At 65.3% G+C, this 13861-nt stretch carries 11 protein-coding genes; 2 read left to right on the forward strand and 9 right to left on the reverse strand.

Features of this window, described 5'->3' with window-relative positions; translation table 11 throughout:
- Nucleotides 1-18: 18 nt before the first annotated feature.
- The 9 genes from CFB52_RS29025 to CFB52_RS29070 form a co-directional block, all read right to left on the reverse strand.
- A complete protein-coding gene (locus tag CFB52_RS29025) occupies nt 19-975 on the reverse strand; it encodes a hypothetical protein (RefSeq protein WP_099318158.1) in 957 nt (318 codons plus the stop codon).
- Between the two features lie 286 nt (nt 976-1261).
- Nucleotides 1262-2296, reverse strand: coding sequence for a MerR family transcriptional regulator (locus CFB52_RS29035; protein ID WP_099318160.1), 1035 nt, complete (start codon nt 2294-2296; stop codon nt 1262-1264).
- 82 nt (nt 2297-2378) lie between these two features.
- Nucleotides 2379-3845 (reverse strand): xylulokinase, encoded by a 1467-nt coding sequence (gene xylB, locus CFB52_RS29040; protein ID WP_099318161.1) that lies wholly within the window; start codon nt 3843-3845, stop codon nt 2379-2381.
- Nucleotides 3842-4777, reverse strand: a complete 936-nt coding sequence (locus CFB52_RS29045) for an AraC family transcriptional regulator (protein ID WP_060968105.1) — start codon at nt 4775-4777, stop codon at nt 3842-3844. Before CFB52_RS29045 ends, xylB begins: the two co-directional genes overlap by 4 nt.
- Nucleotides 4778-4806: 29 nt before the next feature.
- A complete protein-coding gene (locus tag CFB52_RS29050) occupies nt 4807-6000 on the reverse strand; it encodes an ABC transporter ATP-binding protein (protein WP_099318162.1) in 1194 nt (397 codons plus the stop codon).
- A gap of 3 nt (nt 6001-6003) precedes the next feature.
- Nucleotides 6004-7038: an NAD(P)-dependent alcohol dehydrogenase gene (locus CFB52_RS29055; protein ID WP_099318163.1), complete on the reverse strand. Its 1035-nt coding sequence runs from the start codon at nt 7036-7038 to the stop codon at nt 6004-6006.
- A gap of 10 nt (nt 7039-7048) precedes the next feature.
- Complete coding sequence (locus CFB52_RS29060) at nt 7049-7879, reverse strand: carbohydrate ABC transporter permease (protein ID WP_059581236.1); 831 nt, start codon at nt 7877-7879, stop codon at nt 7049-7051.
- Entirely contained in the window at nt 7867-8763 is an 897-nt protein-coding gene (locus CFB52_RS29065; RefSeq protein WP_059581234.1) for a carbohydrate ABC transporter permease, read from the reverse strand. Before CFB52_RS29065 ends, CFB52_RS29060 begins: the two co-directional genes overlap by 13 nt.
- 46 nt (nt 8764-8809) lie before the next feature.
- Nucleotides 8810-10075 (reverse strand): sugar ABC transporter substrate-binding protein, encoded by a 1266-nt coding sequence (locus tag CFB52_RS29070; RefSeq protein WP_264160034.1) that lies wholly within the window; start codon nt 10073-10075, stop codon nt 8810-8812.
- A gap of 398 nt (nt 10076-10473) precedes the next feature.
- Here CFB52_RS29070 and CFB52_RS29075 point away from each other — a divergent pair, with 398 nt between their 5' ends.
- Both CFB52_RS29075 and CFB52_RS29080 read left to right on the forward strand, forming a co-directional pair.
- Entirely contained in the window at nt 10474-11622 is a 1149-nt protein-coding gene (locus CFB52_RS29075) for an AAA family ATPase (protein WP_059581228.1), read from the forward strand.
- Nucleotides 11622-13838: a S8 family peptidase gene (locus CFB52_RS29080; protein ID WP_081066505.1), complete on the forward strand. Its 2217-nt coding sequence runs from the start codon at nt 11622-11624 to the stop codon at nt 13836-13838. The genes CFB52_RS29075 and CFB52_RS29080 overlap by 1 nt, the downstream gene beginning before the upstream one ends.
- Nucleotides 13839-13861: the final 23 nt, after the last annotated feature.

Consider the following 13861-nt stretch of genomic DNA (forward strand, 5'->3'; position numbering starts at 1 on the left):
GCGAGGCGGCGACGTGGATCAGAGGCCCGACAACGGAATCTGCAGGCCCGCCGGGCGATGTTCGAGGACATCCGTGACCTCGTATTCGGTTTTTGCGCCGTCCGAAGTTTGCCACTGCTGCATACGGACATTGCACAGGAGCACGTCGCCCTTGCTGAAACTGATCTGGCTGTTGTTCACGCGCGACAGGAAGCCGGCGTCGGTGATCGTCGCGTGAATCGTCGACGTGCCGTCGTACAGCCGCCACTTGTTGTCGTCCTTGAACGCGAGCGACACGATCGAGAACGCCATCTTGCGATGCTCGTCGAGCAGCAGCGCATCGGCTGGCTCGGGCGCGTGAAACCATGCGATCTCGTTGCGGGCGACTGTCTCGTACACCTCGGTATCGGTGCCCGCCGCGAAAATCTCGATGCCTTCGCGCGCGAGCGGCGCAAGCACTTGCGCGGTTGCACGGCGAACGCGGACGTCGCGCAGCAGTGTGAGCACGGGCAGGTCGATCTCGAGTGTGTCGCCATCGACGTGCAGCACCGCGGTGTGGTCCTTCATCCGCACGTGCGTGATCTCGCGCCCGCGCAGCCATTTGAGGACGGCGAAAAGCCCCTTCCTCGCCTTGGGTGCGGCAATGCCCAGCGCGGTCAGGATCGTGACCGCATTGGCGAGCGCCGTGCCTTCGCTGCCGCTCAGCAGATCGCGCATGCGGCCGAGCAGCGAGGTGGCGAGCGTGAAGTCGATGCCGAAGCTGCCGGTCTTGAAGCTGCCGCGCACGTTCACCCGCGGCCGAACCTGATCGCCGCACAGGGCGCGGGTCGACGCGTCGAGCAAATCGCCGAAGGCGAGCAGCGCGGGCGCGAGTTCGCGCACGTCCATCTCGGACGATTCGAGCGCGGGCCCGTCGTACGTGATGCGGAATCGGCTCATCGCGTCGAAGGGGCCGATATCGGCCGGGGCGGTGCTGTTTTCATTGCGTGCGGTCATGTGGAATGCTGGGGCAGAGGTGGACGATACCTCGGAACGAACGGTTTCGGATGCCCTTCATCGTAGGGGCGATCGTCCGGCCGCGCGCGTTTTTGGCCATCCGGACAAGACGGCTTGCTGACCCGTCCAATAGCGCCCGGCAAGCACCGGACTTTTCCGAACCTTTCTCGGTCACGATCGCAGGCTTGCGGGCACGCCTGTCGTCCAGGTCGATTTCTACCTGCTTGACGCGTGCCGCCAGGTTCGCCGACGGGGCGGGCCGGCAAATCTTCTCTTCTGCTGCCTATCAGGCCTGACAGCGCGCCGCTTCCGGCCGCCGCGCGACCCGCTCCCGAACTTCCGGCGCCGCCAGGCACGTGGCCACGGCTTCATACCCCGGCGCGCCCGGGTAAGGCGCCACGCGCACAGGCGGGCTGTGATTGGCCGGGCACAGCAGAATGGTTTCGTCGGGGCCGACCGCCGCGAGATCGAGGATCGCCGACGAGCGCGTCAACAAGAACAGCGGCCGCATGCCGGCGGCCGCGCATTCGCGCAGATGCGCGATCAACGCCAGTTGCGTGGCGCGATCGAGATCCTGTTCGATCATGTCGACGATCCGCACGCGCGGGCTTGCTGCTTCGAGGCCGACGAGCAGTGCGGTCAGCGCCGCCGACGGCGTCGCGCCTTTGCCGATGAGCAACGCCGACGTGCGGTCGACACGCGACTTCAGTTCCGGATCGGCACGCAATGCATTCGATGCGGCTGCACCATCGTCGTCGAGCCGATCGAGGCCGACGAACACGGCGCCGGGCAGCGCGTCGGCCAGCCGAAGCGCGAGCCGCGTCTTGCCGCTCCCGAGCGAACCGATGATGTAGTTCAACGGCCGGATATCGCGATACTCGAACCGTTCGCCGCCCCACGGCCACGGCAGGCTGAACGCGACGCCGGCGCTGCCCGTGTCGAGCAGCCGCGTGAGTTCCCCGTCCGCGGGCATCCGTCCCCGAGCCAGGCCGGCGCGCATCGCACGCACGCGGTCGAGCTTGCTCACGAGATCCTGAATTCCGCGATCGAGCGCCGCTTCGTGAGCGCCGAGCGCCGCATCGAGTCTGCGCGCATCGCCGCCGAGCACGCGCGCCACCTGCGCGAGACCGAGGCCGAGCTTGCGCAGCGCCGCGATGTCGGCGGCGCGCGCGAGGTCGTCCGGGCCGTACGCGCGGTATCCGGCCGGCGTGCGCTCGGGCGTGACGAGGCCGTGCCGCTCGTACAGCCGCAGCGCCTTGATCGAGACGCCGAGCCGCGCGGCGGCGGCCGATGCGTTCAAACGGGGCGTGGACGAACCCATCCGTCACCTCTTTGCTGTCGATTCGTTGCGGTCAGCATAAAGGCGATCCCAAGGGCCGGGTCAAGCGCGATCGCTCTAACGCTCAATCGGCCGCCGCGAACTCGTCCCGCAGCGCACGATACAGCCGCCGATACCGTGCAAGCCGCCCCGCCAGCAGATCGACCGACGCGGCATCGGGCGCGACCGTTTCCGTGACGGGCGGCGCGACACAGACTTCCGCGAGGGTGTCGTTCGTCGCAGCCAGCCGCGCGAGCCGCGCCGCGCCGAGTGCCGCGCCGACCGCGCCGTCCGCGTGGCGCTGCATCGCGAGCCCGGTCGCATTCGCGCACAGCCGCGCCCAGAACGCGCTCTTCGAGCCGCCGCCGATGAACGACACCGCGTCGAGCGTCGTGCCGGCCGCGCGCAGCGCGTCGTAGCCGTCGGCCATCGCGAACGCGACGCCTTCCATCACCGCATACGCGAGCTCGTCCGCACCGTGTTCGTTCGACAGCCCGAAGAACACGCCACGCGCATGCGCATCGTTGTGCGGCGTGCGCTCGCCGCCGAGATACGGCAGGAACAGCGGCGCGCGGGCCGGATCGGCGCGTTCCGCACGCGGGGCGAGCGCGCCGGCCGTCGTGCCGTGCGCGCGCGCGAGCCAGTCGAGGCTCGCGGCGGCCGACAGGATCACGCTCATCTGGTGCCAGCGCCCTTCGACGCAGTGGCAGAACGCGTGCACGGCGGCGTCCGGATTCGGCGCGAAGCGGTCGTTGCCGGCGAACAGCACACCCGACGTGCCGAGCGACAGGAAGCCGCTGCCGGCGCCCGTGACGCCCATGCCGATCGCGGACGCCGCATTGTCGCCGGCACCGCCGGCGATCGTCACGGGCCCGGCGATGCCCCATTCGCGCCGCAGCGTGTCGCGCAGTTGCGCGGCGGCCGCGTTGCCTTCGACGAGGCGCGGCATCTGCGCGCGCGACAGCTCGGTCGCGGCGAGCATCCGGTCGGACCAGTCGCGGCGCGCGCAGTCGAGCCATAGCGTGCCCGACGCGTCGGACATGTCGGACACGAATTCGCCGGACAGCCGCCAGATCAGGTAGTCCTTCGGCAGCAGCACCTTGTGGACTGCGCGAAACACGGCCGGCTCGTATTTGGCGAGCCACAGCAGCTTCGGCGCGGTGAAGCCGGGCATCGCCATGTTGCCGGTGATCGCGCGCGATTCCGGCACCAGCGCCTCGAGCTCCACGCATTCGGTACCGGCGCGCGTGTCGTTCCACAGGATCGCGGGGCGCAGCACCTGGTCCGCGCGGTCGATCAGCGTCGCGCCGTGCATTTGCCCGGACAGCGCGATGCCGCGCAGCGCGGCGAAGCCGGCCGGGTGCGCGGCCCGCACCGACGCGATCGCGTCGAGCATCGCGTGCCACCACGCCTGCGGGCTTTGTTCGGACCAGTGCGGATGCGGACGGCTGATCGACAGCGTGGCCGAGCCGGTCGCGAGCGGGACCGATCGGGAATCGGTGAGCAGAACCTTGACCTCGGACGTGCCGAGATCGATGCCGAGATATGTCACGTATGAAGCGTCCTGTCAGGGGCGCGCGGCGGCGCGCGCCGCGGGGGCGGCGCGTCGTCGCGGCCGTGCGGTTCGTTGAGCCGGTGCAGCGCGCGGAACTTCGACGGCGGCACCTGCTTCATCGCGAGAAACTGACGGTTGAAGTTCGACAGGTTGTTGAAGCCAACGCGGTAGCAGATGTCGGTCACCGTCAGGTCGGAAAACATCAGCAGCTCGCACGCCTCGTTGATGCGCAGCCGGTTCAGGTAGCGCACGAACGACGAGCCGGTGTGACGCCGGAAAAACCGCGTGAAGGTGCTCACGCTCATGCCGGCGAACGCGGCGACGTCGGCTTCGCGCAGCATGCCGGGCAGGTTCTGCTGCAGGTACGACAGCACCTGGTTGATGGTCGACGACATGTAGTGCTGCGCGTCGCTGCGGTAGCCGGGGCCCGCGAGCACGCGCCGCTCGCGGCACGACGACAGCCGGTCGAACAGCGACATCAGGATCTCGACGCGCCGGCAGCCGTGCGCGTTAGCGAGTTCGAGCATCAGCGGCGCGACCTCGATGCCGACGCGATCGGGAAACTGCACGCCGCGCGCCGCGTCGTCGATCAGCTCGATCACCGGCTGCAGCTCGCTGAACGCGTCGACCATCTTCTCGATCGCATCGCGCGAGAACTGCAGCACGACGTCGCGCGACGGCACGCGTTCGCCGTCGGCGAGCTCGCTGACCCAGTTGTGCGGCAGGTTCGGCCCGGTGACGATCAGGTTGCCGGGGCCGAAATCGCCGATGTGGTCGCCGACGAACACCTTGCCGCGCGACGCCTGGATCAGGTGAATCTCGTACTCGGGATGGAAGTGCCACTTCGCGACCGAATGCGGATAGTCGTGGACCCACGCGCGGAACGATTCGTCGCGGTGGGTGGGAACGATCTCGAGATCCGGGTTCATCGTGTGCTCCGTCGGGGCGTGCCGGCGTGCTACGGGCGGGACATCGACCAGCCCGTCGCGGCAGGCGGCGTGGCGCGCGTCGCGGCCGCCGGCGGCGCCGCGTGCGCGATCGGGTTCGCATCCGGCAGCGTGACGTTGCGCTCGGTGCCGGCGTCGAACAGATGCAGGGCTTCTTCGTCGAAGCGAAACGCTACCACGGCGCCCGGCGTCGGGGCCATCGGGGCCGGCACGAGGGCCGCGCACGGCTGGCCGCGCCAGTCCAGCGTGACGAGCGCCTCCGCGCCGAGCAGCTCGACGAGCTCGACCGTGCCGGTGAGCGACAGCGTGCCCGGGGTCGGATCGCCTTCGGCGGCGAGCCGCAGGTGGTTCGGGCGAATCGCCGCCTTGACCTGCTGGCCGTCCTGCAGCCGCGCGAAGCGTGAAGACGCGAGCGGCCAGCGCGCGCCGTTGCAGTCGAGCAGCACGGTCGCGCCGACGCGCTCGATCGTGCCGTCCGCGAAGTTCATCGCGGGCGTGCCGACGAACCCCGCCGCGAATACCGTATGCGGCTGGCCGTACAGCTCGGCCGGCGTGCCGATCTGTTCGATGTGGCCGCCGCGCATCAGCACGACGCGGTCGGCGAGCGTCATCGCTTCGAGCTGATCGTGCGTGACGTACAGCGTGGTCGTCTTCAGTTGCCGGTGCAGCCGCTTGATGTCGCCGCGCAACTGCGTGCGCAGCTTCGCGTCGAGGTTCGACAGCGGCTCGTCGAACAGGAACACGGCGGGCGTCTTGATCATCGCGCGCGCGATCGCCGCGCGTTGCTGCTGGCCGCCCGACATCGCACGCGGGCGGCGCTCGAGCAATGCATCGAGGCTCAGGATGCGCGCGACGTCGCGCACGCGGCGGTCGATCTCGTCGGCGGGCACCTTCAGCCGCCGCAGGCCGAACGCGATGTTGTCGTACACCGTCATGTGCGGGTACAGCGCGTAGTTCTGGAACACCATCGCGACGTTCCGGTCGCGCGACGGCAGATCGTTGACGACCGCATCGCCGATCACGAGCTCGCCGCCGGTGATCGCCTCGAGGCCCGCGATCATCCGCAGCATCGTGGACTTGCCGCAGCCGGACGGGCCGAGCAGCACGATGAATTCGCCGTCGGCGATCTCGAGGTCGAGCGGATGCAGCACGGCGGGGCCGCCGTCGTAGTGCTTCGACAAGGCTTTGCAGGTGATCTGGGCCATGGCTCAATCCATTTCGATCTGAATCTTGACGTCGCGCGGGTGCCCGCTCGCCGCTTCCTCGAACGCGCGCACGCCTTCGGAGAACGGGAACGTGCGCGAGATGAACGGCTTCACGTCGATCGCGCCGGACGCGATCAGCGCGAGCGCGCGCGGGAAGATGTTCGCGTAGCGGAACACCGATTCGATGCGGCCTTCCTTCGCCTGCAGCGCGACCACGTCGAGCGGCACCGGCGCGACCGGCATCCCGATCAGCACCGCGCAGCCGCCCGGGCACATCAGGTCGACGAGCCCCGCATACGCATTCGCGCTGCCGCTCGCCTCGAACACGACGTCCGCGCCCCAGCCGCCGGAGGCGTCGGCCACCGCGTCGGCCAGCGGCCGCGTGCGCACGTCGACGGTCGTGACGGCCGGGTTGGCGGCGAACAGCGCGAGCTTGTCCGGCACGACGTCGGCGAGGATCACGCGCGCGGCGCCGCCGGCGAGCGCGGCGAGCGCCGTCATCGCGCCGATCGTGCCGGCGCCGATCACGACCGCGAGGTCGCCCGGCTTCATCGCCGCCTTCTTCGCGGCCTGCAGGCCGATCGACAGCGGCTCGACGATCGCGCCTTCGGCGAACGACACGTTGTCGGGCAGCCGGTACGTGAACGCGGCCGGATGCACGACGAACGGCGTCAGGCAGCCGTGGATGGGCGGTGTCGCCCAGAAGCGCACGTCGGGATCGAGGTTGTAGAGCCCGCGCAGCGTCGCGGGCGAATCGAGGCGCGGCACGCCGGGCTCCATGCACACGCGGTCGCCGACGCGCAGGTGCGTGACGTCGCTGCCGGTTTCGACGACCGTGCCGGACGCCTCGTGGCCGAGCACCATCGGCGCGTCGACGCGAAACGGGCCGATCCCGCCGTGCACGTAGTAATGCACGTCGCTGCCGCAGACGCCGACCGTATGGACCTTGATCCGGACGTCGCCGGGGCCGACCGCTTGCGGCAGGTCGATGTCGCGCAGCGCGAGCTCGCGCGTGCGTTCGAGTACGAGTGCTTTCAACGTGTTCTCCTCATTTTCCCTTGACGATCGAATTGAGCAGCCGGCTCAGCATGCCGACGAAGACGAGCGGCGGCAGCGCGAGCAGCACCGTCGATGCGTTGATCACGCCCCACGGCACTTCCTGGCCGAGCGACGTGAACGCGGACGCGACCACCGGCAGCGTCGCGCTGCGCGACGACGTGAGCGCGAGCGCGATCATCAGTTCGTTCCATACCAGCACGAAGCTGAACACGATGCCGCCGAGCAGCGTGCTCGCGCACACCGGCAGCGCGATATGCCAGAACACCGCGTACGGGCCGTAGCCGTCGAGCGCGGCGGCTTCCTCGATCTCGCGCGGCAGCCGGCGGAACACGGGGATCGAGAGCCACGTGATGGTCGACAGCGTGACGAGCAGGTACGTGACGATCATCGACAGCTTGGTGTCGTACAGCCCGAGATCGACCCAGATCGCGATCAGCGGCAGCGCGACCGCGACCGGCGGCAAAAAGCGCAGCGACAGCAGGAAGAACTGGATGTCGCGCTTGCCGCGCACCGGGTAGCGCGCGATCGCATACGCGGCCGGCACGCCGAGCACCGCGCCGATCAGAACGGCCGCGCCGACGATCGCGATGCTGTTGCCGAGGCCGATCAGCACCTCGGGGCTCGACAGCACCTGTTCGTAGTTCGCGAGCGTCGGCGTGAAGAAGAAGCGCGGCGCGGGCGTGACGATGTCGAGCAGGTGCTTGAGCGAATTAAGCACGGCCCAGAACAGCGGGAACGCGGCGACGAGCAGGATCGCGCCGGCGATTACGGCGGTGGACACGGTGGCGGCGGGGCCGCGGCGGGCCGTCAGTCGTCCCATTTGTTGACCCTCTTCCAGATGAGCGTGAAGACCAGCGTGGTCGCGACCATCATCAGCACCGCCATGCCCGACGCATACGACACCTTGCCGGCGAGGCCGATGCCCTGCTGGTACGCGTAGAGATCGAGCGTTTCGGTCGCGATGCCCGGGCCGCCCTTGGTCATCACGTAGATCAGGTCGAACGAGCGCAGCGACTCGACCATCTTGATGAACACGAGGCTCACGAGCGGCGCCTTCAGCATCGGCAGCGCGATGTACGCATGCACCTGCCACGTCGTCGCGTAGTCGAGCCGCGCGGCTTCGAGCGGCTCGGGCGGCAGCGTCTCGAGCAGCTTCAGGATCACGACCGCGAAGAACAGCCCCCATTGCCACACGTCGACGAGCGCGACCGCGTACAGCGCGAGATGCGGATCGGCGAGGAACGCGGTGTGCTCGACGCCGAGCGTGCCGAGCAGCCAGCTCAGGATGCCTGTGAGCGGCGCGTACATGAACTTCCAGATGAACGCGGCCGACACGCGCGGCAGCAGCACCGGCATGATCAGCACCAGCGACGCGAAGCGGCGCCAGCGGCCGTGCACGCGCTCGAACAGGAACACCGCGAGCGCGATGCCGACGAGCACCGCGCCGGCGACCGTGACGACTTCCCACAGCACCGACACCTCGATCGCGTTCAGGAAGCGCCGGTCCGACGCGAGCCGGATGAAGTTGCGCAGGCCGACGTATTCGCTGTCCGGGTAGCGCAGCACGCGATTGCGCAGCGCAAGGTTGATCGCGGCGATCGTCGGGACGAGGCTCAGGACCGCGAGCAGCGCGAGCGTCGGCGCGAGGAACACCCACGGCAGGCTCGTGCGGTCGCGGCGCGTGCGGCCGCGCCGGGCCGACATTGCGGAAGGGGCCGGGCGGACGCCGAGCGCGCGTCCGCCGGCGCCGTCATTTGCGAGCGCCATGTTCGAGCGCGTCCTTCGCGTACTGGTCCGCATCGTCGAGCGTGCCGCGGATATCCGTCTGCGTGCCGGTGAACACCTGTTCGAGCGCGATGCCGAGGTTGTCGCCGATATCCGGCCACTGCGGCGTGCGCCAGATCGTCACCTGCGTGACGGGGTTCGTGTCGTTCAGTCCGGCCTGGATCTGCGGCGCGACGTGCTGCTTGAAGTACGGGCTGCCGATCGTGCTCGAACGGTTGTAGTCGCTGAACACGCCGTTGCGCAGCCGCGCCTGTTCCTGGTCCTTGCTGGTCGCCCATGCGATGAAGCGGCCGGCGGCCGTCCGCGTGCAGTCGTCCTTCGCGCCGACCGCCGAGATCGCGAAGCCGTGGCCGTATGCGGCCGACGGCAGCGGCGCGGGCGGGCGCGTGTAGCCGACCTTGCCGGCCACGCTCGACTTGCTCGCATCTTCCATCCAGTCGGCGAACGGCGTCGATTCGATCATGAACGCGACCTTGCCGGAGCGGAACGCTTCGAGCGCGTTGCTCCAGTCGTAGGTCGCCGAGCCGGGCGGCGCGTACTTGAACAGGTCGCTGTAGAGTTGCGTGGCCTTCACCGCGGCCGGCGAGTCGAACGCGGGCTGGCCGCCCTTGTCGGTCCACGTGCCGCCCATGCCGAGCATGAACGGCGACCAGCGCCACACGTTCATTCCCGAGCCGCGCTGGCCGCGCGCGACCCAGCCGTACACCTTCGGCGGCGCGTTCAGCTTCTTGATCGCGGCGACGAGCTGGTCGAGCGTCTTCGGCACCGGGATGTGCGCGGCGTCGAGCAGGTCGCGGCGGTAGAACAGGAAGTCGCCGCCGCCGATCAGCGGCGCGAAGTACGCGACGCCGTTGTAGCTCGCGACCGCGCGGCGGCCGGGCAGGAAGTCGTCGTAGTCGTAGTCCTTCGGGTAGTACTTGAGGAGCGGCACGATCCAGTTGGCCGACGCGAATTCGGCGACGTTCGCCTCGTCGACGTAGTAGATCTGGTAGGAACCCGCGCCGGTCGACGCGTCGAGCCGCGATTTCGCGCGGCGATCGTTCTCGCCGAAATAGCTGATCTCGACCTTGGTGCCGCTCTTCTTCTCGTAGTCGGCCAGCGATTTCTCCATCACCGACAGGCCGAGGCTCTTCTGCGCGAGCACCCGAAGGGTCGGCACCTTGCAGGTTTGCGCGGCCGCGACGCCCGGCAGACAGGCGCCGAGCAGCAGGCCGGCTGCGACGATTCGCATCTTGTTCACCCGTGTCTCCTTGATTCTGCTTGTTCGAATGCCGCCGATGACGGCAGGAACAATGGTGTGACGCGGGCGATGCGATCACCACATCAAAAGGATTCGCGAACCGATACTTTTTGCTCAGGGTCGGTCGTGCGATGCACAAAATGTGGTGGTGGGGGCGTACGGTGGGTAGCGGCACTATGCGTATAGCTTGGAGATCTCAGTTGACCTAGGTACGTCGGTCGACGTCCCTGCTTCGATGCGGCGCTGTATATACATACAGTATTGTGTCATGCTCATCAGGTAGCAAACAGGTTTCCTCTTCCGTATTCTTCACTTTCGTCATAAACTTCGTCAGTTGGAAAAGTGAAGAGATTCCTTTCTTTTGGCGGGATGCGCTGGGTGCGTGTGGTATGAAAGACGAAATTGACGAAATTGAAAGGGACTTCGCTACTTTGGCAAGGCTCGCTGCTGCACAATCCTACGAAGATGTGCGGCTGCTGTTGGCTCGACTGGTACGGAAGTATCGGCAGCGCAACCCTGATTTGGCAGCAATGCTCGATCAGAGCCTGAAGGCGACGCAGACGCGTAGCTCGGGCAGTTCGATATTGCGCCGTGACGCGTCGCAACTTGATGCTCCGCTACCGATCGATCGCGACTCCCGTCTCGCGCTGATAAAGGAGTTTGATGATCGCGGAGGGCTTGAGGTCCCGTTGCTTTCGGACCTGCTTAAACATCAGATTGAGGCCATTGTTCTGGAACGACGGGAGCGCGACAAGTTGCTCGCGCGAGGAATTGCACCGACGCGTTCAGCCATCTTGGTTGGCAAACCAGGCCTCGGTAAAACGCTCTCGGCGAGATGGATTGCTAGTCAGCTAGGGAAGCCCTTGTGGGTGTTGGATTTAACGGCCGTGATGAGCAGCCTATTGGGAAAAACCGGCAACAACGTTAGGGCGGCTCTCGACTATGCGAAGGCGAATTCTGCGATCCTGCTTTTGGACGAAATTGACGCGATTGCGAAGCGCCGTAGTGACGAATCCGATATCGGGGAATTGAAGCGTCTTGTCACAGTGATCCTCCAGGAGGTAGATCAGTGGCCCGATACGGGATTGCTGCTTGCAGCGACGAACCACCCTGAGTTGGTAGACCCTGCGCTGTGGCGACGGTTTGACGCAGTTTTGGAGTTCTCGGCTCCTGACGCGAACGCGACGATCGCAGCTGTACGTCGTTTCCTTGGCCAGGACCTCGAGGCACTTGCACCATGGGTGAATACGCTGGCGTCTGGTCTGCAGGGAAAAACACTGTCGGACGTCGAGCGCGCTGTCACCTCGCTTCGCCGTGGGCATGCCTTGCACCATGCGCCAACAGAAGTCCTCGTGTCTCAAATCGTTGGCTCCAGTATTGACGTCCAGCCTAGAGCGCAGAGGCTGGAACTGGCTATCCAGATGGCTAGGGATGGCCAACACTCATACCAAGAGATCAGCAAATTGACCGGCGTGGCTAGAGACACGATTCGCAAACATGCCGGGCCATCGAGAAGGCAAGGACGGGGGCTTAAGTAATGGTTACACGATATCTGATCGGTAAAGGTGAACTACTGACCTACCCAATTGATGCCCCAAAGAAGAAGCCTGGCGAAAAGGCTCATCCGTACACCCTGGAGGAGGCGAGGCGAGCGCTTTTGCCGCAGATTGAAGCCGCGAACCAGACGTTCGCGGAACTACCTGCGGCCGCTTGCCCGGATGACTTGGCCGTAGCCATGGTCACTCTCCATCCTGCGTACATTGCGAAGTCGTATTTTCCAAAGCATCTGCTTTTAGCGGCCGGTCTGCAGCATTTGGGTAGTCGTACTCGACGCGTACAGCCGAGAAAGAAGGCTTCCACGAAGGCTCCCTCGGAAGCAGATACCACTCAGCTCTTCGTTGCCGGCAGACGTTCGGTTTTACGCAATCTCGGCGTTTACGCACAACAACTTGAACCGGAGACGCGCGAAGGGATGGAGTTTGCTCAGATCGAGAGCATCGCTCCTATGAGTCCGGCGGACCGTATCCGCCTCGGTTCGACTGGTGGGAAGCACGTCTTTGAAGTCGGCCTTCATGTTCCATCCGACGAGGATCCTGCGCAGTTGCGTGCCATTTTCGCCAAGTACGCACAGACGTGCGGTTTTGTCGTTAATCCGACGTTCGATTTCCAAGCCGGGCAGCTATTGTTCCTTCCTGTCGAGGGGCCTCAAGAATACTTGGAGCGACTTGCGCTTTTCACGCTGATGCGAGTTATTCGCGAGATGCCCCGCCTGCGCGCGGCAAGACCGCTAACGCGGAGTACTCCGGTTGCCGTGTCGTTTGATCTTCCCGCCGGCGAACCTTTGTCCAGAGAGCCAAGAGTGGCTGTACTGGACGGTGGGCTACCCGACACTCACGTTCTTGGCGATTACGTGCGACGCTACTTCCTCTCGGATGAGGATGCAAATGATGTCGAACCTTATTTAGCACACGGACTTGGCGTTACTTCGGCACTTCTTTTCGGCCCCATCGAGCCAGGTGGTCAGGCTCATCGCCCGTATTCGGCGGTCGACCATCATCGGGTTCTCGACGCAAAATCGGAGGAAGAGGATCCTTACGAGTTGTACCGGACGCTCGGGCATGTTGAGACGGTATTACTCTCGCGCTCCTATCAATTCGTAAACCTTAGCCTCGGTCCTGATCTGTGTGTCGAGGATAATGACGTTCATGCCTGGACTGCGGTTATTGACGATATTCTCAGCGATGGCGAGACATTGATGAGCGTGGCAATCGGCAATAACGGGGAGAACGATGCCGAAGCCGGACTGAATCGCATACAAGTACCTGCGGACAGCGTCAATGTTTTATCGGTAGGTGCAGTTAATCGCACTACTAGCAATTGGAGCAAATCCAGCTACAGTGCTGTAGGTCCGGGCCGAAGTCCCGGACGAAGAAAGCCGGATCTGGTTGCATTCGGCGGTTCACCGCACGAATACTTCCACGTTGTTGCGCCGGGCAACAGACGGGACTTGGTCGCCACTCTTGGGACAAGTTTCGCTGCTCCGTTTGCATTGCGCACTGCTGTCGGTATTAGAGCAATTCTCGGTAGCTCAATCGCTCCATTGACAATCAAGGCGTTGATGATCCATGGGTGCGAAACGCAAGTGGGGGAGTCAGTTGACGCTGTAGGATGGGGCATGGTGCCCATCGACCTGAATACGTTGATTACTTGCGGTGATGGAGTGGCGCGCATTATCTATCAAGGTGAATTGCGCCCTGGGAAATTTCTACGTGCACCGGTTCCTCTGCCGGTGATGCCTCTGGAGGGAAAGGTGACCCTCAGCGCCACGTTCTGTTACGCCAGTCCTGTTGACCCTCAGGATTCGAGTGCCTATACGAAAGCGGGGCTGGGAATCACTTTTCGCCCACACATTGATAAGCGTAAGCCGGGAGCACAACACGCGACTCCGCAAAGTTTCTTTCCGGCCAATGAGTGGCGCACGGAAGCGGAACTACGCTCAGATCTCCATAAATGGGAAACGGTCCTGCATGCGGAACACTCTTTCCGGGGCGCTAGCCTGAAGGAGTCGGTTTTTGACGTGCACTACAACGCACGCGATGCTGGCGGCGCGACCTCAGGTGCAGAGCGTATTAGATATGCCCTCGTTGTGACGGTGAAAGCACCGAAGCACGCAAACCTTTATCAGGACATTTTGAATGCCCACGCGGTATTGCAGGCGCTCGAGCCGCAGGTAACTTTGCCGATCCGTAGCTGATGGTTCGCTGCCGAATCTTCGAC

Source organism: Burkholderia sp. AU18528 (genome assembly GCF_002223215.2).
Taxonomy (GTDB): domain Bacteria; phylum Pseudomonadota; class Gammaproteobacteria; order Burkholderiales; family Burkholderiaceae; genus Burkholderia; species Burkholderia semiarida.